This is a genomic window from Paraburkholderia sp. BR10936 (genome assembly GCF_040965735.1).
In the GTDB taxonomy this organism is placed as follows: domain Bacteria; phylum Pseudomonadota; class Gammaproteobacteria; order Burkholderiales; family Burkholderiaceae; genus Paraburkholderia; species Paraburkholderia nodosa_A.
On record NZ_JBFRCM010000042.1, the window covers coordinates 1 to 22,439 of the forward strand.

Below are 22,439 nucleotides of genomic sequence, written 5' to 3' on the forward strand. Positions count from 1 at the left end.
CGAACTCGCCGAAACGCTCACGGCACGCGCGCGCAGCCATGGCCACGTGCTCGCGCTCGACGTGCCGAGCGGCCTCGACAGCGACACAGGCAACGTCGTCGGCAGCGGTCCGGCGGTGCGTGCAACCCATACCGTGACCTTCATCGCGGCCAAGCCCGGCCTGTACACGGGCGTTGGGCGCGACTACGCAGGCGCCGTCGCGGTCGCGCCGATCGGCATCGACACCGCTGGCACACCGGGCGCCGCACACCTGAACGCGCCCGCGCTCTTCGCCGCCGCGCTGCCCGCCCGCGACTTCGCCACCCACAAGGGCACGTTCGGCACGCTCGCCGTCGTCGGCGGCGATACCGGCATGTGCGGCGCGCCGATTCTCGCGGCGCGCGCGGCGCTCCTCACCGGCGCGGGCAAGGTTCACGTGGGCTTTCTCGGCAGCGACGCGCCGCCCTACGACGCCCCGCACCCCGAACTCATGCTGCACGCGGCGGCCAGGCTCTCGCTCGGCGCAATGGACGCCGTCGCGGCGGGCTGCGGCATGGGCGGCAGCGCGTCGGCGCGCCAGATCGTGGACGCCATCCTGCGCCTTCACGCCCCCGTGCTCCTCGATGCCGATGCGCTCAATCTCGTCGCGCGCGACGAGGCGCTCGCGGCGCACGTCGCGCAGTCGGCGACCGCGCGCGGCGCGCCTTGCGTGCTCACGCCGCATCCGCTGGAAGCGGCGCGCCTGCTCGGCTGCGACACCGCCGCGGTGCAGCGCGACCGCCTCGCCGCTGCGCGAACACTTGCGGACCGCTATGCGGCGGTTGCCGTCCTCAAGGGCAGCGGCACCGTGGTCGCCGCGCCCGACGGCCGCGTCGCCGTCAATCCCACCGGCAACGCGGGCCTCGCCACGGGCGGCACCGGCGACGTGCTCGGCGGCATGATCGGCGCGCTGCTGGCCCAGCGCGTGCCGCCCTATGAAGCGGCGCTCGCGGGCGTCTACCTGCACGGCCTCGCCGCCGACACGCTGTGCGCACAAGGCGACGGCCCCGCGGGCCTCACGGCAGGCGAACTCGCGCCAGCGGTGCGCAAGCTCATGAACCGGCTCTTTTACGCGCCGTCTTATGCCGCCTGAAGCCGCATGCCGCGCGTCCGGTCGCACGGCACGCGGCTTGCTTCACGGCGACGCTGGCCGTACCTCCCACTCCCGGCACAGCCGCAGGCATCACAACGCTGCGCAGTGTCGCGCGAGGCCGCTATACTGATCCTCCGCACGCCGTCTTCTACCGGAGGCGGCCCGTGCTTGCCCGCGGCGCGCGAAGCGCGCGTTCGGCCAGACCGGCGAACCGCACCTGCCGCCCTCCATTCGTGATCCCTCGCTAGACGAACATGACGAATCCGCTCCCCGCCTGGTCCGCGCTACAGACGCATTACGAACAGATCCGCGACGAAAAGCTGCGCGACTGGTTCGCCCCCGCCAACGACCCTGCGCCGACGCGCGCCGAACGCTTCACGTTCGCAGGCGCCGGTCTCGGCGCCGACTTCTCGAAGAACCGCATCACCGACGCCACGCTCAAGCTGCTCGTGCAGCTCGCTCGCGAGGCCGGCGTAGAAGCGCGCCGCGATGCGATGTTCAAGGGCGAAGCCGTCAATCCGACTGAAGGCCGCGCGGCGCTGCACACCGCCTTGCGCGCCACCGAAGCCGACGCCCCGTACCACGCCCAGATCGCCGCCGAACGCGCGAAGATGGCGAAGTTCGCCGACGCCGTGCGCAGCGGCGCATGGACCGGTTACACGGGCAAGCGCATCCGCCATATCGTGAATATCGGCATCGGCGGCTCGGACCTCGGGCCGAAAATGGTCGTGCACGCGCTCAAGCATCTCGAACTGCCCGAGATCACCTCGCACTTCGTCTCGAACGTCGACGGCGCGGACCTGTGGCGCACGATCGAAGACATCGATCCGGAAGAAACGCTGGCGATCATCGTCTCGAAGACGTTCACGACGCTCGAAACCATGACCAACGCGCTGTCGATGCGCGACTGGTTCGTCAAGCACGGCTGTCCGCAAGGCGAACTCGCGAAGCACTTCGTGGGCGTCTCGGCCAATCCGGCCGAAGTCGTGAAGTTCGGCATCGCCAAAGAAAACGTGTTCGAGATGTGGGACTGGGTCGGCGGCCGCTATTCGTTGTGGTCGGCCGTGGGCCTCTCGATCATGATCGCCATCGGACCGCAGCAGTTCGACGAACTGCTCGCCGGCGCGCACGACATGGACAAGCACTTCCGCGAAGCGCCGCTGGAGAAGAACCTGCCCGTGCTGCTCGGCATGATCGGCATCTGGTATCGCAACTTCTTCGGTTCGCAGAGCTATCTCGTTGCGCCCTACTCCGAAGCGCTGCACTTCCTGCCTTCGTATCTCCAGCAGCTCGAAATGGAGAGCAACGGCAAGTCGGCGCGCCTCGACGGCAAGTTCGTCGATTACGCGACCTCGGCGATCACCTGGGGCGAGCCCGGCACGAACGGCCAGCACGCGTTCTTCCAGATGCTGCACCAGGGCACGACGATCGTGCCGATCGACTTCATCGCCGTACTCACGCCCGAGCATCCGCTGGCCGACCATCATCCGAAGCTGCTCGCAAACTGCTTTGCGCAGAGCGAGGCGATGATGCTTGGCCGCACCGAGGATGAAGCGAAGAAGATTGCCGGCCCGGACAAGCCCGAGCTCGTGCCGCACATCATGTTCCCCGGCAACCGCCCGACCACGACGCTGCTCGTCGATGCGCTCACGGCCCGCTCGCTTGGCGCGCTGATCGCGCTCTATGAGCACAAGGTGCTGGTGCAGGCTTCCGTGTGGGACATCAACCCGTTCGACCAGTGGGGCGTGGAACTCGGCAAGATCCTCGGCAAGGTGGTGGAAGCGGACTTGAACGCGGCAAGCGCCGATGTGAAGCCGCACGATTCGTCCACGGCCGCGCTGATCGCGCGCGCCCGTGTGGCGCTCAAGCGCTAAATCGGGCAGAAGCGGCGTGCGCGTGCACTGCGCACGCCGTTCACCGGACAGACGTTAACGCCCGGCTTCGACATTGCTCGCGTTGCGCGAGGATGCCGCGCCATGCGGCGCGTTGGGCACGCGGTGGCCCGCTTCGATCGTGATGATGGCGTCGCAGCGCTGCGCGAGATCGACGTCGTGGGTGACGAGCACGAGCGTCGCCCCGTTCGAGCGATTGAGTTCGAACATCAGGTCGATGACGGCGTGGCCGGTGGCGGCGTCGAGGCTGCCAGTGGGCTCGTCGGCGAACAGCACCGCGGGGCGCGTCACGAATGCGCGGGCGAGCGCCACGCGCTGCTGCTCGCCGCCCGAGAGCAGCTTCGGATAGTGGCCCGTGCGCTCGGCAAGACCCACACGCTCGAGCAGCGTGCGCGCGCGGGAGAACGCGTCACGCGTCGACATGCCGCCCTGCAGTTCGAGCGGCAGCGCGACGTTCTCCAGAGCGGTGAGATGCGGCATCAGCTGGAACGACTGGAACACGAAGCCCACCGAGCCGTTGCGCAGCGCCGCGCGCTGATCTTCGGCCATGCCGGTAAGCTCATGGCCTAGCAGGCGCACCGAACCCGCGCTCGCGCTGTCGAGGCCGGCCAGCAGGCCGAGCAGCGTCGACTTGCCGGACCCGGAAGCGCCGACGATCGCCACACTCCCGCCCGCCTGCACGGTGAGGTCGATGCCGTCGAGGATCGTCAGTTCGCCGGTCGCGTCGGTGACCCGCTTGGTCAAACCCCGTACTTCGATGACTGGATCGCTATTCATTCGCACATGATGACGCACAGGTTAGCCGTGAACCAGAAGCGCGCCGCGCGGCGCGCCGCCCTTTCCCGCGCTTGGTCCCGCTTCAGCGCGCTTGCCGCTATCGCCACCTTGACCGCTGCTGCGTTGCTGGGCGCCTTATGCGGCACGACCGGCACCGCGCTCGCTGCCACGCCCGTCTCTACTGCCAACGCGGCGACAAACCCCGCCGCAACGGCGAAGCCGAACATCGTCGTGCTCGGCGACAGCCTTTCGGCCGAATACGGCCTGCCGCGCGATACGGGCTGGGTGGCCCTGCTGCGCCAGCGGCTCGCCAGCGAGCGGATCGATTATAACGTTGCGAATGCGAGCATCAGCGGAGACACGACCAGCGGGGGATTCACGCGCCTGCCGCTCGTCATGCAGCGCATCAAGCCCGCAATCGTGATCGTCGAACTGGGCGCAAACGACGCACTGCGCGGCGTACCGCTCACGACGACCGAGAGCAATCTGCGCGCCATCGTCGCGCAGATCCGCACGGGCGGTGCGAAACCCGTGCTCGTCGGCATGTATGTGCCGCCCAACTACGGGGTCGACTATACGCGTGACTTCCACGCCATCTACGAGCGGCTGGCGAAAGAACTGAACGTGCCGCTCGTGCCCTTTCTGCTCGCCGGTCTCGCCGACAAGCCCGAACTCTTCCAGGCCGATCAGATCCATCCCACGCAGCAGGCACAGCCTTTGCTGCTCGAAAACGTGTGGCCAACGCTCAAGCCGCTGCTAGGCAGCGGCGTGCGGCGCTGAGGCGGCAGCGGGACAAACGCGCGGGCGTCCTCACCGGGCGCCCATTCTCAGGGCCCGCCCTCGGCGCGTTCAAGCCGCTCGAGCCTCTCGGCCAGCGTGGCGGCGGGCAACCGCGTCCCGCCATTGGCCACCGTTTGCGTCAGACACGCGAGCCCGCGAAGCTTCGCTGTCTGAATCCGACCGACCCTGACTGGAGGGAAGAAGCATGAAATATTTACCTCTCATTGTCGTTACGGCAGCCCTTGCTGCCTGCGCCAATCAGCCAATGCCGAGCGGAGCACAGTCCGTCGGCACGAGCCAGCAACCGCCTGCGACGGTTGCCCAATGCATCGCGCAAAAATGGGCCGACAAGTCGCAACAGCAAGTCGTCTCGCAGTCCGTGCTCGCCAACGGCCAGGCTGTCGACGTCTACGTCCCTGGCCAGCAGCCGCCTAACGGCGCAGCCGCAACGGTGCGCCCGGCATGGAGCGCCAGCGCGAAGACGTGGGTCGGCTTCCGCTCAGGCGGCGGCGCCGGTGGAGACGCCACCAGCGACATCAGCGCCTGCCTCTGATTTCGCGCTCGCCAGAACGCAAAAAGCCCCGCGTTGTATCGCGGGGCTTTTTTTGCGCCGGCTCTCGACGCCGGCGGGCGGATACGCGGATCGGGCTTACTGGGCGTTGTCGCCGTCGCCCGACTGGCTGGCCGAGCTGAGCGAGCCGTAGAGCTTCACCTTCGCGCGCTCGCGCAGCGCGTCGAGGTACGCCTGCACCTGCGACTGGCCGTCCACCTGGGCCAGCTGCTGCTGCGCGGCGGCCAGACGCGGGCCTTCTGCGGCCGCACCGTTGGTCACGCTGTTCACGCGGTAGATCGCATAGCCGTCGTTGCCGAGGTCCACGCCCACGTAAGCGGGCAGCTTCTGCGCATCGGCCTTGAAGACGGCGGACAGCGCGCCGGGCGGCAGGCCCTGTGCGTCGTTGCGCGACACCTTGAGCGCCGACGAGAAACCGTCGGTGGATTTCGACTTCTGCAGCTCCGCGAGCTTCGCCTCGCCGTCCTTGTGCGCGATGTCGGCGGCCTGCTGCGCGACCACCTTCCGGCGCACCGCGTCCTTGACCGCGGCGAACGCGGGCACGGCGGCCGGCTGGTAGTTCGTCACGTGAGCCGAGATCAGCGTGTTGTTGCCGACGTCGATCGCCTGGGTGTTGTTGTGCTGGTTCACCGAGTCGCTCGCGAATACCGCGTCGAGGAACTTCTGGTTGTTCAGCGGGCTGTCCGGCGGCAGCGCTGCATTCGGCTTCGGCGTGACCGTCGCCGTCTGGATCGTCAGCTTGTACTTGTCCGCGGCCGGCTGCAGGCTCTTGGCCTGCTCGTAGACCACCGACGTAAAGCCATCGCTCGCGTCGGCGAGCAGCTTCGCGGCTTGCTGCGTCTTCACGTCGTTCGTGATCTGCGCCTTCACGTCGTCGAACGGCTTCGTGACCGCCGGCTTCAGGTCCGTGACCTTGACGATGTGATAGCCGAAGTCCGACTGGATCACGTCGCTGATCTCGTCCTTCTTGAGCTTGAAGACCGCGGCGTCGAACGCCTGGCCGCCCGCGATCATGCCGGGGCCGAAGTAGCCGAGGTCGCCGCCCTTCGAGGCCGAACCGGGGTCCTGCGATTCCTTCTGCGCGATCTGCGCGAACTGGTCCGGATGCGCCTTCACTTCGGCGAGGATCGATTCGGCCTTCTGCTTCGCGGCGTTGCGCACGTCGGCGCTGGCGTCCTTCGGCACCGTAATCAGGATGTGGCTCGCGCGCACTTCTTCCTGCGTGCGGTAGTGCGCGATGTTGTCGTCGTAGTACTTCTTGAGATCGGCGTCGCTCGGCTGCACGCCGGCGGCAACCGTCGCCGCCGAGAGCACGAGATACTGGATCTGCGCCGTCGCCGGCGTGGCGAACGCGTTCTTGTTCGCGTCGTAGTACGCCTGCAATTGCGCGTCGGTCGGCTGGACCTTGGGCGCATAGTCGCTCGTGTGGAACGCGAGGCCCTGCACTTCGCGCTGCTGCTCCGAGAGGCCCGTGAGCTGCTGCGCGAGCGCCTTCGGCGTGAACGCGCTGCTGATGATCGACGCCGGCAGTTGCTGCATGGCGAGGCTATAGCGCACGCGCTCGTCGTACTGCTCCGGCGTCATACCCTGCATGGCGAGCAGCTGCTTGTACTGGTCGAGGTTGATCGAACCGTCAGGATTCTTGAGCGACGAGATCACCGGGTCGGAGAGCAGCGCGCGGCGCACGGCGTCGTCCGAGGCGGTCAGGTGCAGGCGCTGCGTTTCGTCCACGAGCACGCGCTGCTGGATCAGACCGTCGAGGATGTCCTTGCGGTGCTGGGGCGTGTCGAACATGCTCGCATCGAATTGCGCGCCAAGGACCTGGCGGGCCTGGTCGAGCTGCTGGCGCGCGGCGTTGTCGTATTCGACACGCGTGATCTTGTGCCCGTTGACGCTCGCGACGTTCGCGCTTTCATCGAAGAAGCCCCGGAAACCTTGAATACCGACGAAGCCCAGCCCTGGCAGGACGACCAGGAGCAGCATGAACATCATCAGGCGTTTGTGATTGCGGAAAAAGTCGAGCATGCGTGACCAGACGTTGAGGGCGCCAAAAAACGGAACGCCCGATATTACAACAGCGGCCAACAAAAAAGGCGAACCGGAGTTCGCCTTCTTGTCGAGATATCCTTGGCGGAGCGGACGGGACTCGAACCCGCGCCCCCCGGCGTGACAGGCCGGTATTCTAACCAACTGAACTACCGCTCCGTGCGGGTGCGCTACGTACCGGAACTGAAGCTGTGGTGGGTGCTGAGAGGCTCGAACTCCCGACCTACGCCTTGTAAGGGCGCCGCTCTACCAACTGAGCTAAGCACCCAGCTTCATGCTTTCCTGCGCTGCTTCCTGTAGTGCGACTTCTGCTGCGCTACCCATCAGGTAGCGAGCCCGCTAGTTTAGCGCATCCTTCAGCGCTTTGCCAGGCCTAAATTTGGGCACCTTCGCCGCCTTGATCTTGATCGCGTCGCCAGTCCGCGGATTGCGGCCCGTGCGCGCCGTACGCTTGCCGACGGCGAACGTGCCGAAGCCGACGAGCGTGACCGAGCCGCCCTTCTTGAGCGTGCCTTTGACGCCGCCGATCACGGCGTCGAGTGCGCGTCCCGCAGCCGCCTTCGAAATGTCGGCTTGTTGCGCAATATGGTCAATCAGTTCCGTTTTATTCATTCCAGCCCCCGAGAATGTGTTTGGGTAAACGTAAGAAAGAAGGTCAACTTATTGGATAGACGTCCCCGGCATAGCGCGGGGCCCGCTCATTTAACGGGGCCGCAAATGCCGTGTCAAGCGGGGTTGAGCCTGATTTGGCGCGGGATTCGAGGGATTTTTTGAGGGAGTCTTCGAACAAGTGGGAAAAGGCCGAAAAAAGCGCTGGTTGTCATCACAACGTCAAGAATCGCGACGCAAGCAAAAAGCCCGCGGACCATGCCGCGGGCTTTTTGGGGTCCAACGCGCCGCGCAGGAGCGCGGCTTGTCGAAGGCGTACTGAAGGTGTACCGAAGGCTTAGTGCTTGACGACTTCCGTCGCGCTGGCGTCCTTCGATTCGGCCACGGGCGCTTTGGCGTCCTCGGCCTTCACTTCTTCTTCCGGCAGCGGCTGCGGCACGCGTTCGAGCGCGAGTTCGAGCACCTTGTCGATCCAGCGGACCGGCACGATTTCGATCGAGTTCTTCACGTTGTCCGGAATCTCGGTGAGATCCTTGACGTTCTCTTCCGGGATCAGCACGAGCTTGATGCCGCCGCGATGCGCCGCGAGCAGCTTCTCCTTCAGCCCGCCGATCGGCAGCACTTCGCCGCGCAGCGTGATTTCGCCCGTCATCGCCACGTCGGCACGCACCGGAATGCCCGTGAGCACCGACACGAGCGCCGTCGTCATCGCACCGCCTGCGGACGGACCGTCCTTCGGCGTCGCGCCTTCCGGCACGTGGATGTGGATGTCCTGCTTCTCGAACGCTTCGTCCTTGATACCGAGACGACGCGAACGCGAACGCACCACCGAGCGTGCCGCTTCGACCGATTCCTTCATGACGTCGCCGAGCGAACCCGTGCGGATCACGTTGCCCTTGCCGGGCATGACCGCCGCTTCGATCGTCAGCAGATCGCCGCCGACTTCCGTCCACGCAAGACCCGTGACCTGACCGATCTGGTTTTCCTTCGCGGCCAGACCGAAGTCGTACTTGCGCACGCCGAGGAAGGTGTCGAGATTGGCGCTGTCCACCGTGACGGCCTTGTCGGCCTTCTTCAGCAGCAGCATCTTCACGACCTTGCGGCAGATCTTCGACACTTCGCGCTCGAGCGAACGCACACCCGCTTCACGCGTGTAGTAGCGAATGATGTCGCGGATCGCGCCTTCGGTCACCTCGATCTCGCCCGGCTTCAGCCCGTTGTTCTTCTTCTGCTTCGGCAGGAGATAACGCTGGGCGATGCTGACCTTCTCGTCTTCCGTGTAACCGGACAGACGGATGACTTCCATCCGGTCCAGCAGCGGCGGCGGGATGTTCAGCGAGTTCGACGTGGCGACGAACATCACATCGGAGAGGTCGAAATCGACTTCGATGTAGTGATCGGCGAACGTGTGGTTCTGTTCCGGATCGAGCACTTCAAGCAACGCCGACGACGGATCGCCGCGGAAATCCATGCCCATCTTGTCGACTTCGTCGAGCAGGAAGAGCGGATTGCGCACGCCGACCTTGGTCAGGCTCTGCAGGATCTTGCCCGGCATCGAACCGATGTACGTACGACGGTGACCGCGAATCTCGGCTTCGTCACGCACGCCGCCCAGCGCCATGCGCACGAACTTGCGGTTCGTTGCGCGCGCAATCGACTGCCCGAGCGAGGTCTTGCCGACGCCCGGAGGCCCGACGAGGCACAGGATCGGCGCCTTGACCTTGTCCACGCGCTGTTGCACCGCGAGATACTCGAGAATGCGTTCCTTCACCTTCTCGAGACCGAAGTGGTCTTCGTCGAGCACGGCTTCTGCATTCGAGAGGTCGTTGTTGACCTTGCTCTTCTTGCGCCACGGCAGGCCGATCAGCGTGTCGATGTAGTTGCGTACGACGGTCGCTTCCGCCGACATCGGCGACATCAGCTTGAGCTTCTTGAGCTCGGCGTCGGCCTTCTTCTTGGCTTCCTTGGGCATGCGCGCAGCCGTGATACGCTTCTCGAGTTCTTCGAGATCCGCACCCTCTTCGCCTTCGCCCAGTTCCTTCTGGATGGCCTTGACCTGCTCGTTCAGGTAGTACTCGCGCTGGCTCTTTTCCATCTGGCGCTTCACGCGGCCGCGAATGCGCTTCTCCACCTGGAGAATGTCGATTTCGGCTTCGAGTTGCGCGAGCAGATGCTCCAGACGCTCCACGACCGGGAACATCTCGAGGATGTGCTGCTTCTGGTCGAGCTTGAGCGGCAAATGCGCGGCGATGGTGTCAGCAAGACGACCGGCCTCGTCGATGCCCGACAGCGACGTCAGGATCTCCGGCGGGATCTTCTTGTTGAGCTTCACGTACTGGTCGAACTGCGAGACGATCGCGCGGCGCAGCGCTTCGGTTTCTGCGCTGTCGGCGTGGTCCGGTTCGAGCGGCATCACTTCGCACGAGAACTGCGTTTCCTGCTCTTCGATGGAAAGCGTCTTCGCGCGCTGCAGGCCTTCCACGAGCACCTTCACGGTGCCGTCGGGCAGCTTGAGCATTTGCAGGATGTTGGCGACACACCCTACTTCATACATGTCTTTTTCGGTCGGCTCATCCTTCGCGGCGGTCTTCTGCGCGACGAGCATGATGTGCTTGCCGCCTTCCATAGCCGCTTCGAGGGCCTTGATCGATTTCGGTCGGCCCACGAAAAGGGGAATCACCATATGCGGGAAGACGACGACGTCTCGCAGCGGGAGCAGCGGGAGCGTGGTGCGTTCCGGCGGGAGGAGTTGGGTTCCTGACATTTCATTTCCCCATGAGTGGAATCAATTGTTCGGTAATTGAGGCCTGAGATACCGATTGCAAGCCTCGCGCGTGTGGGAAAAGTTCAGTGACTCCAAAATAGTGCGCCATCGACCACAAGATTAAACGAAAAAGCCGTTCATCCCATTGTATGAACGGCCCTTTTCCGGAACTCTTTAGCCGATCACCACCATCAGTTCGACCCTGCAACCTTCGGAGCGTCTTCGTAGATCAGCAGCGGTTTGCCGTCGCCGTCGATCACGTTGTCGTCGATGATGACCTTGCTCACGCCCTTCATGGCCGGCAGCTCGTACATCACGTCGAGCAATGCCTGTTCCAGGATCGAGCGCAGGCCACGAGCCCCCGTCTTGCGGCGGATCGCCTTGCGGGCGACGGCCTGCAGCGCAGCCGGGCGAATTTCCAGCTCCACGCGCTCCATGTTGAAGAGCTTGTGATACTGCTTGACGAGCGCATTCTTCGGCTCGACCAGAATCTTCATGAGCGCGGCTTCGTCGAGCTTGCCGAGCGTGGCGACCACGGGCAGACGGCCGATCAGTTCGGGAATCAGGCCGAACTTGATCAGGTCTTCCGGTTCCGTTTCGCGCAGCACTTCGCCTGTGTCGCGCTCCTGCTTGCTCTTCACGCTCGCGCCGAAGCCAATGCCGGTCTTTTCCGTACGGTCGGTGATGACCTTTTCCAGACCGTCGAACGCGCCGCCGCAAATGAACAGGATATTGGTCGTGTCGACCTGGATGAAATCCTGGTTCGGATGCTTGCGGCCGCCCTGCGGCGGCACCGAAGCCATCGTGCCCTCGACGAGTTTGAGCAGCGCCTGCTGCACGCCCTCGCCGGACACGTCGCGCGTGATCGACGGGTTGTCCGACTTGCGGCTGATCTTGTCGATTTCGTCGATATAGACGATGCCGCGCTGGGCCTTGTCGACCTCGTAATTGCAGTTCTGCAGCAGCTTCTGAATGATGTTCTCGACGTCTTCGCCCACATAACCGGCTTCGGTCAGCGTGGTGGCGTCGGCGATCACGAACGGGACGTTCAGAAGGCGCGCGAGCGTCTGCGCGAGCAGCGTCTTGCCCGAACCCGTGGGCCCGATCAGCAGGATGTTGCTCTTGGAGAGTTCGACGTCGTCCTTCTTGTCGAGATGCTTCAGACGCTTGTAGTGGTTGTACACCGCCACTGCGAGAATCTTCTTCGCGCGCTCCTGCCCGATCACGTACTGGTCGAGGATGTCGCGGATCTCCTGCGGGCTCGGCAGGTCCGAGCGCGACAGCGCCGCGTCGACGCCGGCACCGGCGGCTTCGTCGCGAATGATCTCGTTGCACAAGTCGATGCATTCATCGCAGATGAATACCGACGGACCAGCGATGAGCTTTTTCACCTCATGCTGGCTCTTGCCGCAGAACGAGCAATACAACAGCTTCTCGCTGTTAGAACCTTTCTTGTCCGCCATGGATAAATGAGCCTCCGGACACTCTGTTACATGATACGCCGTTTCCCCCGGCGAGGCCGGAGGGTGCGTGAACCGCTTGCTGTGACGGCGTTGGGGGCCGCAGGCCGCGAAGCGCGTTTGCCGATTATTTCACAAGGTCTGCGCGGCGTCGGCTATCCCCTTTTGTACGGGGGCCGAGCTGTTCCTTTACGTGCCGTTGTCACGGCTTGCGCGCCCTTCGCAGGGTCGGACGCGCAAAACCGCTCGCGCAGATCAAGGACGCTTGTGCAGGACCTGATCGACGAGACCGTAGGCCTGGGCGTCGTCACCCGACATGAAGTTGTCGCGATCCGTGTCGCGCGCAATGCGCTCGACCGGCTGACCCGTATGGTGCGCGAGCAACTGGTTCAGGCGCTCCTTCAGGTACAGGATTTCGCGAGCCTGGATTTCGATGTCCGAAGCCTGGCCGCGCGCGCCGCCGAGCGGCTGGTGAATCATCACGCGCGAGTTCGGCAGCGCGAAACGCTTGCCCTTGGCGCCCGACGCCAGCAGGAACGCGCCCATGCTGGCCGCGAGGCCCATGCAAAGGGTCGAAACGTCCGGCTTGACGAACTGCATCGTGTCGTAGATCGCCATGCCGGCCGACACCGAGCCACCCGGGCTGTTGATGTACAGGCTGATGTCCTTGTCCGGATTTTCGCTTTCCAGGAACAGCAGCTGGGCGACCACGAGGTTGGCCGTCTGGTCGTTCACTTCGCCGACCATGAACACCACGCGCTCCTTGAGCAGGCGCGAGTAGATGTCGTAGGAACGTTCGCCGCGGCCGCTCGTTTCGACGACGATCGGCACGAGGCCGAGCGCCTGCGGGTCGAAGTCCCGCGACGAGTGGGAGGTCAACGTATCCAGCGATTGAGCGCGAATGGTCATGCGATGCATCCTTGTCTGGAAAAGTTCTTCTATATACCCGTATGGCGACGGACCCCGGCTAAATCAACCACACGGACAGCATGGCTAAAACCTGCGGATGCAAAAACGGCGTGCTGGCCGTCGGTCGCTCCGACAGCCGGCACGCCGTAGCGGGCAGATTTAAGCCTGCGCCGTCGCGCTTGCCAGTTCTTCGAAGCTAACTTGCTTGTCCGTCACCTTGGCCTTGCCGAGCACGAAGTCGACGACGTTCGATTCGACGACATAGGCTTCCATTTCGGCCAGACGCTGCTGGTTGGAATAATACCAGCGCACGACCTCCTTCGGGTCCTCATAGCTTTTCGCGAATTCGTCGACTTCAGCACGGATCTGCTCCGGCTTCGCCTCGAGGCCGTTGGCCTTCACGAGTTCGGCGAGCACGAGGCCGAGCTTCACGCGGCGCTCGGCTTGTTCCTTGAACATTTCGGCCGGGATCGGTGCGTCCTTGGCGTTGGGCACGCCACGCTGCGCGAGGTCGGCGCGCGCCATTTCGACGAGGCGTTCCTGATCCTGCTCGACGAGCGCGTTCGGCACGTCGAGTTCGGCGATCTTCAGGAGCGCGTCCATCACCTGGTTCTTGACGATCGACTGGGTGCGGCGCTTCGCTTCGCGTTCGAGGTTGTCCTTGATTTCGGCGCGCATCTTCACGAGGTCGCCGTCGGCGATGCCGAGCGACCTGGCGAATTCAGCGTCGATTTCCGGCAGGTGCGGCCACTCGATCTGCTGCATCGTGATCGTGAACTTCGCCGTCTTGCCGGCGACGTCCTTACCGTGATAGTCCTCGGGGAATGCGAGGTCGAATTCGCGCGACTCGCCCTTCTTCAGGCCGATTGCCGCCTTTTCGAATTCCGGCAGCATGCGGCCTTCGCCCAGCACGAACGCGAAGCCTTCCGCGGTACCGCCCTGGAACGCGACGTCGTCGATCTTGCCGACGAAGTCGACCGTCACGCGGTCGCCTTCCTTCGCTGCGGTGTCGGCGCCACCGTCACCGTGCTCGCCAGCTTCGCCGCGAGCGTGGAAGTGCACGCGCTGCTTGCGCAGGATGTCGAGCGTGCGGTCGATTTCCGCTTCGGTGATGGTCGTGGTCGTGCGCTCGATTTCGGCCGTCGCGACGTCGCCGAGCTTCACTTCCGGGTAGACCTCGAAGGTCGCGTCAAACGCGTAGTCGCCTTCAGCGGCTTCCGACTTCGGTGCGAAGCTCGGCTGGCCGGCGACGCGCAGGTTCTCGGCGCGGCTGATGTCGAAGAATTCCTTGCCGACCTTGTCGCTCAGGACTTCGGCTTCGACCTGGCCCGAATACTGCTGCGTGACCATCTTGAGCGGCACCTTGCCCGGGCGGAAACCCGGCATGCGCACGTTTTTCGCGAGTTTACGGATGCGCGAATCGATTTCTTTCTGCACGGCGTCCTTCGGCAGGGAAATCGTCACGCGGCGTTCCAGCTTGCCGAGGTTTTCAACAACGTTAGCCATGGCTTCAATCGTCCTAAAATTGTTCGAGCGAATCAGTAATCTGTGGTCTTTGCGAGCCGCGGTCCGCCTGGATCCGATGTGGTCCAGCAACCCGCTTTGGAGCTGAACGCAGGCGCCTCGTGCGCCGCTCAACAGCGCCGAAACGGGCGGCTTGCGGTGCGGTTGCGTCAAAAGAGCCAAGTATTTTAGCAAACTATTTCCCGGTCCCACTGGAATTGCCGTTTGAGTGTGCTATGTGGCTGTTTTTGACCCGGTTTCGACCTGCTTTTGAGCCGCTGCGAGCCTCAAATGCACTCTGATGCGCGCTATCGCAACGCCGCTATCCAGCCCACCCGGCGAGGCTGTTAAGCTTACGCTCGCGCCGGACGCCCCACCGGCCGCAGCCGCTCCCAACACAATTCTTCCAGCAGAGACACCATGCCGAATTCGTCGACTGACGCTCCCGTTATCGTCATTGCTCCTGATTCTTTCAAAGGCTCGCTCAGCGCGGACGGGGTCGCCGCCGCGATCGCCGAGGGCATCCGCCGCGTGCGCGCCGACGCCGACATCCGCATCCGCCCGATGGCCGACGGCGGCGAAGGCACGCTCGACGCGATGCTGTCGATGGGCGGCGAGCGCCGCGTGCTCACCGTGGAAGGCGCCGCGGGGCCGAAGCGCGACGCCGCGGTGGGCCTGCTGCACGACGGCAGCGCGATCGTCGAAACGGCCGAGATCGTCGGCATCACGGACCCCGTGGGCATGGGCGTGCCGGTCGACGCGCGCAGCACGCGCGGCATGGGCGAGGCGATCCGCGCACTGCTCGACGAAGGCGTGCGGCGCTTTTACGTGGCGCTCGGCGGCAGCAGCACCAACGACGCCGGCGCGGGCCTGCTCGCGGGCCTCGGCCTGCAACTCTTCGATGCCGTCGGCAAGCCCCTCGAACCCACCCCGCAAGCGCTTGTGCACGTAGCGCGCGTGGACGTTTCCGGGCTCGACGCGCGGCTTCGCGAGGCATCGTTCGTCGGTATGTCGGACGTGGACAATCCCCTTACGGGCGAGCATGGCGCAACCGCCGTGTTCGGCCCGCAAAAAGGCGTGACGCCCGAGCAGGTCGCACCGATCGACGCGGCGCTCGGCCGTTTCGCCGATCTGCTCGAAGCGGCGCTGGGCCGTCGCGTGCGCGACGAAGCCGGTTCCGGCGCGGCGGGCGGCCTGGGTTTCGCGCTGCGCATGCTCGGCGCGAGCTTCGAGCCCGGTGCCGAGGTCGTTGCGCGCACCATCGGTCTGGACGAAGCGCTCGATCGCGCGGACTGGCTCATCACCGGCGAAGGCCGCTCCGACGTGCAAACGCTGCACGGCAAGGCGCCGTTCATCGCCTGCCGCCGCGCCGCGGCCGTGGGCGTGCCGGCCACGCTGCTCTCGGGCGCCGTGGATGCAGCCGCCCTGCCGCGGCTCGCGGAGCATTTCAGCGGCTGCTTCTCGCCCGCGCCAGGCCCCATCACGCTCGAAACCGCGATTCGCGACGCCGCGCGCCTGCTCGCCAACGAAGCCGAGCAGCTCGCCCGCCTCAAATACGCTGCGCGTACATCCAACTAAGATCCGGGCAGACCGGCCGGGGCCCGCCGCCCCGGCTTCGTCGCCCGCATCCGCGTGGCCAGGTCGCGGCCAGATTCATGACCCTCGGCGCGACACGCATTCCACAGTAAGCGATTAATAGATTCGTGCACCGCACCGGATGCGCTGGACAAGGGTTAGGATGCGTTGACCGGCGCGCAAGATGGGGCAACAATCATGGAATCGCGACACGTGTCGCGCCCTTCCCAAGCGACCAGACCAGGACTCCCATGAAGGCAAGCAAAGCCGGACTCGAACAATTCCTCACCTATCGGCTGCATGTCCTGAACAAACTCTCCGAACGTGGCGCGAGCGAACGCTACCAGGCGAAGCTCGGCATCACACTTCCGGAGGCTCGGCTCATTGCAGCTGTGGGGGCGTTCGGCCCGTTTTCCGTGATGGAGCTTGCGCGTCACGCAAATCTCGACAAGAGCCAGGCAAGCCGTGCAGCCGAGGCGCTGATGCGCCGCGGCCTCATGCAGCGCGACACGAGCGAGGAGGATGGACGCCTCGTGCTCGTTTCGCTCACAACCGACGGACGCGCGCTGTATCGCAAGGTCATGCCCATCGCGCGCAAGTGGAATGTCGACCTCTTCGCGAGCCTCGACGACAAGGAACGCGACGCACTCGCACGTGCGCTCGACAAGGTGATCGAAGCCATGCAGACCGAACCGTAAGGCAGTCCGAACAAGCAGAGGCAATAAGTCAAACAGATGGCGGCCAGAGTCAAGCCGCCATCGCGAGAGCTTCGCGTAGAACGCGCCCAAGCCGCGCACAAACAAAAAGGCCATGTACCGGAAGGTACATGGCCTTTTTACTTTGGTGCGTGAGGCCGGACTCGAACCGGCACACCCTTGCGGGCGTCAGGACCTAAAACACTTCCTCGCGCATAAAACACCTCCTCGTAATTCTCACCCTCCCGTACACCCCGCAGTAAACCCTTGAAACGGCGCATAGTTTTTATATTCTCGCCGGTCTTCGCTTGCGAGACGCACCCGGACACCGTATTTAACCGTACTTTTTCGGGGCCTTTTTACGGGCTTTTGTGAGTGCGCGCACATCTCGCAGCATGTATCGCGCGAGACGTCTTGCGAGACGACCATTTTGTACCCAAAATTGGGGTTCGTCTCGTTGAGTTGCGAGACAGCCTGAAAACAGGCACTTTACAGGCTGCGAGACGCAAACACCACAGGCCATATAACACGCGAGAGACCATGCCAGAAGTGACAATGACGACCGAGGACGTAGCACAGTACAAGTGCGCGCCGGGCAAGCGGATGACTATTTACTACGACACCGCTTTTAAAAACGAGCTGCTGTTCCGGGTGATGCAGACCGGCACGAGAACGTGGCTGGTTGAGTGCGCAAACGCGCTCGGGACCCGTGTACAACGCCGTATCGGCTCCTATCCGGAGATGGACCTCGCGACGGCTCGCCGTGAGTGCGTGCGGGTGCGTGATGACATTTCGGCCGAAGGTACAGAGGGGGTTTCAGACCTTTCCAAAAAGACGCTCTGGCAAATTCTCGAGGACTGGCGAGACACGAAGCATCGCAAGGATTCGACGCTGCATGGCTACGAGAACATCCTGAAAACGCACGCGGCAGAATGGCTGCACAAGCCGCTGCGTTTGATGTCGCGAGAGTGGCTCACCGAAGCTTGCCGACGCATTGCTGAGGACCGGAAAGCGCCGAGACAGTCCGACCACCTGTTTCAGACCATCCGCGCGCTTGCCAATCACGCCAAGCTGCCGACGAATCCCGCTGCGGGCATGCGCAAACGGGTTAAGCAGTCATCGGTCGAAGGCGCGCGGCCGATGTTTGCCGGAGTAATGCGCGCGCTGTTCGACGCAATCGACCTACTCGACCCCTACCCGCGTGTCTACTTTTACACAATGCTATTTACCGGCTTCCGGTCAGAAGGCGCACTGGCCATGCAGTGGCATCTGCTCAAGCTGCGTAACGGAGGGTCGACCTATCATCTGGCTGAAGAAGCCATCGGCTTTAAAAAAGGCGGAGGATGGGAATATCCGCTGCATCCTTTTCTTGCAGAGGAGCTGCGTAAACTCCAGGCGTACCATGCCAAGCGCGGACTGGGCTCGCAGTATGTCTATCCCTCGCTGTCATCGCGCGACACGCCGTCAGCGACGCCCACACTTGCGAGAGCGGAACGTGAATACGTACACCACTTTAACGGCTCGCTTGCACGACTGCGAAAAGAAACGGATATGCCACAGCTGCGTCCCAATGACTTCCGTGACACGGTGGCAAGCTACTCGATGGCGCTGTTCGGCAAGAACATGATTACCGAGAAGCTGCTCGACCACCGGATTGGCGGAACAAACGTCAATGCACAAAACATCGGCATCCTATATGTCGGCGCGCTCCCACGTTCTTTTGATGCCACTGCACAGGTCCGCAAGGTCTGGGCTGACCACAGCGAGGCATGGAGACCTTTCGTCGAAGCATACGGAGACGCACTGTTAATGCTTGCAGGTCGGCTGCAGGAGCGCGACATGTCGCCGTATCAGCTCGAGCTGTGGAAAACGAAGGTCAAGCCCATTTTTCGTGTCGACCAGGACTTCAAGCTTGAGGACGGCTTTGAGACCAAAGCGTGGCTGGATTTTGTGGCACAAGCACCTCAGATGGCGCTCAACACAGACGCTGCGCACGAAGCTGCTGAGCGGCTCAACGCCATCACGACTCCGTGACAGTTTCGAGTACGACGTAGCGCGCGATACGCGAGGCGCCGCGTGAAAGTAAAAAGCCCCGCGGTCGCGTGCGGGGCTTGCTGTGGCAGGTACGGCAGGTCAGGCTTCGTCGGAGTTGAACGTATCGCTGATGCCACCCGCTTGCCGTCCAAGCTTTAGTGCCTTGTCGACGGACGCCTTGTCCTCCGCGGACATGCGCTTGGCGTACTTCTGAAAGTCGGCGTCGTTTTCGAAAAAGCTGCGCAGAACCTCCTCAATGAGTTCACCGCGTTCGACGGGATGACCGTACGAAGCTGTGTAAAACAGGCGGTACTGCTCAATCGCCGTCCGGGTAGTCAACTTGAGGTTGACGTTGATGCGGTCAGTCGGGTCGATGGTCGTAAATTGCTTTAGTGCTGGCATTGAGAGGCCTCGTGCGAGAGTGTGGTTTTTGTTGTGTTCCGAGGTCGTGCTTCATTGCGCTCACCGTCGTCACAATGCTTATAGTCACCCCGAGAAAACTGCCCTCCCCTTGAGAGCCCATCCCACGTACTTTTCACGCACTTTAGAGGAAATACTCTAATTTAGTTGAGGCGTACGTCGGCACGCTCACTGCGTGCACCGGCCGGCGGCGCCGTTGCGCCGCATCCTCCGCACCGGGGCATGAAAGAACTGCGTGACCGATGAGGGGCGGCTACCCGCCGCCCTGTTGCCAAGGGCGCGCCCCTCAGGCGCGCAACCCCGCTCGCTTACGCTCGCTCAGTTTCTTGCCCAAGTCAGGTACTTCGTCGGGTACAGGCTTCACCCCGCTTTGATTGCAGCATCCCGGCCCGCCATAAGAGACCGCCGGAGCCGGGTTACACACACCCGCAGTTGTCTCTTGCACAGCGTCGCTGTGCGTCGTACAGCACCCGTCCTGCCAGCAATAGCGGAAGCACCTTGAGTGTCCGACCTCGGACACTTTTCAGCCGCGCCACGAGTGTCCGACCTCGGACACTTTTGGGGCACCCAAGCCTCCGTATCGCCGAACGGACGGTCCCGCTCGCTTCGCTCGCTCCTGCGTTACGCGCACCCCCAAGCTTGCGCACGTGTAAGCCCTTCAGTGCGTGAGCAGGCTCCGTACGGGTGTGGGCGTTCGCCGTTATTTGTTTGCAAAGACAGCACAAAGCAGGCTCCGTACTGCGGTAAACAACAGGGCTCTGCTCGGCGCTGGGGAGTGTATTTCGCCGGTACTCTGTTCGGCGCTCATGAAAGCTACTTCGTCCGGCGGTCAGGAGGCTCCATGCTGTTGCTATGGAATGGCGTGACACGGGGTACAAATCGGGCTTTCGGGGAACACTCGGTTAAATAGACGGCGAGCTGCGCAGTGCGCCGCTAAGCGGCTTCCTCCGGCGCTGGCCAGCACCGACTCCGGGCGCATCGCGCAGCGAGCAACGCTCGCTGCCAACAAAAAGTCCGGCGTGAGCCGGACGGTGTTCGTACTGAGAACAGCGCAGCCTCAGTGGAGGCCTTTTCCCCGTATTGGCAGCGCCTCGACGGCGGCCGCGGCGCGGTGAAGGTCGTCGGCAATCTGACGCGCGCGTTCGAGCGTCAGCGGCATATATACAGTCGCGCCGCGAACCTCCCCTTGAAGGTACACCTCGGAGGTCGAGCCCGCCTTGACGAGCAACGTATCAATGTAGGTTTTCCTGTTCATGATGTGAGAGAGCGTGTGATGTGTGTTGTTTGCATGAGGCGGCACGTCGTGCGTGCCGCTCTTTGTAATCAGCTGACTTACTTCGTGACGGCAGAGATGCTGCCGATGTTGACGGTCAGCTCATCAATCCTTGTTTCCAAAATCATCCAGACAGCCTAGCTTCGCGTAACACCCAAACGTGGCCTAGCCGTACGCGCCGCTTCCGCAAGTGCTGCGCGCAGCGCGGCCGTATCGCCACCCAGACGACGCCCGTAGTCCAAGTACAGCTCTGCGGGAATAGAGACACTCATACGCGTAACGTCTTCGGATTTTACGAGGATGTGCTTGGAAACAGCGGCGACAACAGAGGTCGTGCTTATTCACGTACTTTGTTGTGTTCAAAATTTGATAGCAGGGAGGCGTCCAGAGAGGCTTGACATTTTCTATATCGAACGCCTTCTGGCGGGGTTCAAATTGAAAACAAGGGGGCGTCGCCCAGCGAATAGCACGGAGTTGCGATGAAGTGACACCGGCGGGAGTGGACGCCGGTGTGTGGAATTAAGCATGAACTTGAAAATATGGAAGGCCGACGGGGCACGAGCGCGTCGGGGTGAAAACAGCGTAGTACCCTAGCCGGTTAAGCCGCGGACGAAGCCCACGCGGCTTAGGTCGGACAAGCAGACGCCACAAGGCTTTGCAAGCAACAGCAGCGAATTCGCCTGTGGGAATCCCCTGTTTATCCATAATAAACGGCCTCCTAAACAGGCAAACGATGCGAGCCGCTTGGAAGCCACCACGGCTACACTGCGCTCAGTTAGAGTCAATTCACGGACAACGTGGGCAAGACTCCCCGCGCGGAAAGTACAAACGGTGCGTCACGCAAAAATGGTACGCCCCCACGCCATCTCCCGAGCCCCCGTCGTGTCTCTTCGCAACAATACCTGTCGGCGAGCCCTTCTTTGCCGCCGCTTTCTTCGCAAGCACTTTCTTGGCCGCGACCATTTTCCTCGCGACTGCCGCCTTCTTCGCCGGTACTTTCTTCGCAGGCACCTTCTTGGCCGCGACCATTTTCCTCGCGACTGCCGCCTTCTTCGCCGGTACTTTCTTCGCAGGCACCTTCTTGGCCGCGACCATTTTCCTCGCGACTGCCGCCTTCTTCGCCGGTACCTTCTTCGCAGGCACCTTCTTGGCCGCGACCATTTTCCTCGCAACTGCCGCCTTCTTCGCCGGTGCTTTCTTCGCAGGCACCTTCTTGGCCGCGACCATTTTCCTCGCAACTGCCGCCTTCTTCGCCGGTGCTTTCTTCGCGAACATTGTCTGTCCTTTTTTAGGGGTTGCGCGCGCTTCGCGCAGCCGTCTCATTTTGAGTGGTCGGTGCCGTCACGCGACTCGCGCACCACTCGTTGCAGTTGACATCGAAGTCGCACCTTGGGCCGCAATCAAATTGGTCTAGTCGAACCATCATGGGCTGCCTAATTCGATTGGCCGTCATTCTGAGATTTCTTAAAGAATTCCGAAAGAAATCGGTTATCCAGGCGCCAACGAATGATGTGGTCGGTGAACCATGCGCCCCACGCCAGTACTGCCCCCGCCCACTGATACAGCGTCCCAAAATTCGCCGTAAAAAGCAGCGCAATCAAGGCTAGCATCAGCGACAAGACACCGACCTCCTGCAGCCCAGTTGCAATCTGATTATGGCGACGAGTCACTTTGTAGGATTGCACGTTCAGCGAGCTCATAAAAGCCACAAAGCTCACAAAAACATACCAAGTCGGAACTTTCAGGCTCACACGAGTGTTTGCATCCAAAACCGCCAGACCAGCCACAGCCGTGAAGCTAAAGCCCGCTAACGAGAAGATAAAGGTGCGGTGTACATCTCGTTCCTGCGCCGCCTCCGGAACAACTTCATTCATCAACTGACGCCACTTTACAGTAAGCGTCAATCCGAGGCCGTCTTGACGATCAGAACTTGACCTCTGAGAGCCGCTGATTCGCGAGCACGAGATCGAAGGCGGCGGGATCGAAGCTGCCGCCACACCACTCGAGGAAGTGGTCGTGC

General features: G+C 63.0%; 17 protein-coding genes, 2 tRNA genes and 1 pseudogene. 7 read left to right on the plus strand and 13 right to left on the minus strand.

What is annotated here, in order from left to right; all coding sequences use genetic code 11:
• The coding region (locus AB4Y36_RS39625) for an NAD(P)H-hydrate dehydratase (protein WP_368685856.1) at nucleotides 1-1,111 on the plus strand (1,111 nt) is incomplete at its 5' end.
• Between the two features lie 254 nt (nucleotides 1,112-1,365).
• A complete protein-coding gene (gene pgi / locus AB4Y36_RS39630; protein WP_368685857.1) occupies nucleotides 1,366-2,985 on the plus strand; it encodes a glucose-6-phosphate isomerase in 1,620 nt (539 codons plus the stop codon).
• A 54-nt stretch (nucleotides 2,986-3,039) separates the two neighbouring features.
• Here pgi and AB4Y36_RS39635 read toward each other — a convergent pair whose 3' ends face one another.
• The gene (locus AB4Y36_RS39635; RefSeq protein WP_368606917.1) at nucleotides 3,040-3,786 is read right to left on the minus strand and encodes an ABC transporter ATP-binding protein; all 747 of its coding nucleotides are present in this window, start codon (nucleotides 3,784-3,786) and stop codon (nucleotides 3,040-3,042) included.
• A 117-nt stretch (nucleotides 3,787-3,903) separates the two neighbouring features.
• Here AB4Y36_RS39635 and AB4Y36_RS39640 point away from each other — a divergent pair, with 117 nt between their 5' ends.
• Nucleotides 3,904-4,560 (plus strand): arylesterase, encoded by a 657-nt coding sequence (locus AB4Y36_RS39640; protein ID WP_368685866.1) that lies wholly within the window; start codon nucleotides 3,904-3,906, stop codon nucleotides 4,558-4,560.
• A 205-nt stretch (nucleotides 4,561-4,765) separates the two neighbouring features.
• Nucleotides 4,766-5,113 (plus strand): hypothetical protein, encoded by a 348-nt coding sequence (locus tag AB4Y36_RS39645; protein WP_028206982.1) that lies wholly within the window; start codon nucleotides 4,766-4,768, stop codon nucleotides 5,111-5,113.
• Nucleotides 5,114-5,209: 96 nt separating this feature from the next.
• On the opposite strand, the gene AB4Y36_RS39650 is transcribed toward AB4Y36_RS39645, so the two are convergent.
• The 8 genes and pseudogenes from AB4Y36_RS39650 to tig form a co-directional block, all read right to left on the minus strand.
• Complete coding sequence (locus tag AB4Y36_RS39650) at nucleotides 5,210-7,156, minus strand: SurA N-terminal domain-containing protein (protein ID WP_368685858.1); 1,947 nt, start codon at nucleotides 7,154-7,156, stop codon at nucleotides 5,210-5,212.
• Between the two features lie 103 nt (nucleotides 7,157-7,259).
• Nucleotides 7,260-7,336 (minus strand) — tRNA-Asp (locus tag AB4Y36_RS39655).
• A 33-nt stretch (nucleotides 7,337-7,369) separates the two neighbouring features.
• Nucleotides 7,370-7,445 (minus strand) — tRNA-Val (locus tag AB4Y36_RS39660).
• Between the two features lie 71 nt (nucleotides 7,446-7,516).
• Nucleotides 7,517-7,807, minus strand: a pseudogene (locus AB4Y36_RS39665) (HU family DNA-binding protein); the annotation flags it as partial.
• A 316-nt stretch (nucleotides 7,808-8,123) separates the two neighbouring features.
• Nucleotides 8,124-10,550, minus strand: a complete 2,427-nt coding sequence (lon, locus tag AB4Y36_RS39670) for an endopeptidase La (RefSeq protein ID WP_368685859.1) — start codon at nucleotides 10,548-10,550, stop codon at nucleotides 8,124-8,126.
• A gap of 191 nt (nucleotides 10,551-10,741) precedes the next feature.
• Entirely contained in the window at nucleotides 10,742-12,013 is a 1,272-nt protein-coding gene (clpX, locus tag AB4Y36_RS39675; RefSeq protein ID WP_028216418.1) for an ATP-dependent Clp protease ATP-binding subunit ClpX, read from the minus strand.
• A gap of 252 nt (nucleotides 12,014-12,265) precedes the next feature.
• Nucleotides 12,266-12,919: an ATP-dependent Clp endopeptidase proteolytic subunit ClpP gene (gene clpP, locus AB4Y36_RS39680; protein WP_069268096.1), complete on the minus strand. Its 654-nt coding sequence runs from the start codon at nucleotides 12,917-12,919 to the stop codon at nucleotides 12,266-12,268.
• A 159-nt stretch (nucleotides 12,920-13,078) separates the two neighbouring features.
• Nucleotides 13,079-14,425, minus strand: coding sequence for a trigger factor (gene tig, locus AB4Y36_RS39685; RefSeq protein ID WP_069268097.1), 1,347 nt, complete (start codon nucleotides 14,423-14,425; stop codon nucleotides 13,079-13,081).
• Nucleotides 14,426-14,842: 417 nt separating this feature from the next.
• Between tig and AB4Y36_RS39690 the strand changes: the two genes are divergently transcribed.
• The 3 genes from AB4Y36_RS39690 (at nucleotide 14,843) to AB4Y36_RS39700 (ending at nucleotide 18,726) form a co-directional block, all read left to right on the plus strand.
• On the plus strand, nucleotides 14,843-16,000 hold the full coding sequence (locus AB4Y36_RS39690; protein WP_368685860.1) for a glycerate kinase: 1,158 nt from the start codon (nucleotides 14,843-14,845) through the stop codon (nucleotides 15,998-16,000).
• 248 nt (nucleotides 16,001-16,248) lie between these two features.
• A complete protein-coding gene (locus AB4Y36_RS39695; protein WP_069268099.1) occupies nucleotides 16,249-16,695 on the plus strand; it encodes a MarR family winged helix-turn-helix transcriptional regulator in 447 nt (148 codons plus the stop codon).
• Between the two features lie 552 nt (nucleotides 16,696-17,247).
• A complete protein-coding gene (locus AB4Y36_RS39700) occupies nucleotides 17,248-18,726 on the plus strand; it encodes an integrase arm-type DNA-binding domain-containing protein (RefSeq protein ID WP_368685861.1) in 1,479 nt (492 codons plus the stop codon).
• A gap of 99 nt (nucleotides 18,727-18,825) precedes the next feature.
• Here the strand turns inward: AB4Y36_RS39700 and AB4Y36_RS39705 are convergent, their stop codons facing one another.
• From AB4Y36_RS39705 to AB4Y36_RS39720, 4 genes are all read right to left on the minus strand, one after another.
• The gene (locus AB4Y36_RS39705; protein ID WP_368685862.1) at nucleotides 18,826-19,128 is read right to left on the minus strand and encodes a hypothetical protein; all 303 of its coding nucleotides are present in this window, start codon (nucleotides 19,126-19,128) and stop codon (nucleotides 18,826-18,828) included.
• A 1,075-nt stretch (nucleotides 19,129-20,203) separates the two neighbouring features.
• Nucleotides 20,204-20,401 (minus strand): hypothetical protein, encoded by a 198-nt coding sequence (locus AB4Y36_RS39710; RefSeq protein WP_368685863.1) that lies wholly within the window; start codon nucleotides 20,399-20,401, stop codon nucleotides 20,204-20,206.
• A gap of 804 nt (nucleotides 20,402-21,205) precedes the next feature.
• Nucleotides 21,206-21,694 (minus strand): histone H1-like repetitive region-containing protein, encoded by a 489-nt coding sequence (locus AB4Y36_RS39715; RefSeq protein ID WP_368685864.1) that lies wholly within the window; start codon nucleotides 21,692-21,694, stop codon nucleotides 21,206-21,208.
• A 158-nt stretch (nucleotides 21,695-21,852) separates the two neighbouring features.
• Entirely contained in the window at nucleotides 21,853-22,293 is a 441-nt protein-coding gene (locus AB4Y36_RS39720; protein WP_368685865.1) for a hypothetical protein, read from the minus strand.
• Nucleotides 22,294-22,439 lie beyond the last annotated feature (146 nt).

What these genes read in the sequence shown, in the direction of transcription:
- AB4Y36_RS39645 (WP_028206982.1), top strand. Translation starts at nt 4,766, where the DNA reads ATGAAATATTTACCTCTCATTGTCGTTACGGCAGCCCTTGCTGCCTGC.
- AB4Y36_RS39690 (WP_368685860.1), top strand. Translation starts at nt 14,843, where the DNA reads ATGCCGAATTCGTCGACTGACGCTCCCGTTATCGTCATTGCTCCTGAT.
- AB4Y36_RS39700 (WP_368685861.1), top strand. Translation starts at nt 17,248, where the DNA reads ATGACGACCGAGGACGTAGCACAGTACAAGTGCGCGCCGGGCAAGCGG.
- AB4Y36_RS39705 (WP_368685862.1), bottom strand. Translation starts at nt 19,128, where the DNA reads ATGCCAGCACTAAAGCAATTTACGACCATCGACCCGACTGACCGCATC.
- clpP (WP_069268096.1), bottom strand. Translation starts at nt 12,919, where the DNA reads ATGACCATTCGCGCTCAATCGCTGGATACGTTGACCTCCCACTCGTCG.
- lon (WP_368685859.1), bottom strand. Translation starts at nt 10,550, where the DNA reads ATGTCAGGAACCCAACTCCTCCCGCCGGAACGCACCACGCTCCCGCTG.
- clpX (WP_028216418.1), bottom strand. Translation starts at nt 12,013, where the DNA reads ATGGCGGACAAGAAAGGTTCTAACAGCGAGAAGCTGTTGTATTGCTCG.
- tig (WP_069268097.1), bottom strand. Translation starts at nt 14,425, where the DNA reads ATGGCTAACGTTGTTGAAAACCTCGGCAAGCTGGAACGCCGCGTGACG.
- AB4Y36_RS39695 (WP_069268099.1), top strand. Translation starts at nt 16,249, where the DNA reads ATGAAGGCAAGCAAAGCCGGACTCGAACAATTCCTCACCTATCGGCTG.
- AB4Y36_RS39650 (WP_368685858.1), bottom strand. Translation starts at nt 7,156, where the DNA reads ATGCTCGACTTTTTCCGCAATCACAAACGCCTGATGATGTTCATGCTG.
- pgi (WP_368685857.1), top strand. Translation starts at nt 1,366, where the DNA reads ATGACGAATCCGCTCCCCGCCTGGTCCGCGCTACAGACGCATTACGAA.
- AB4Y36_RS39710 (WP_368685863.1), bottom strand. Translation starts at nt 20,401, where the DNA reads ATGAACAGGAAAACCTACATTGATACGTTGCTCGTCAAGGCGGGCTCG.
- AB4Y36_RS39720 (WP_368685865.1), bottom strand. Translation starts at nt 22,293, where the DNA reads ATGAATGAAGTTGTTCCGGAGGCGGCGCAGGAACGAGATGTACACCGC.
- AB4Y36_RS39715 (WP_368685864.1), bottom strand. Translation starts at nt 21,694, where the DNA reads ATGTTCGCGAAGAAAGCACCGGCGAAGAAGGCGGCAGTTGCGAGGAAA.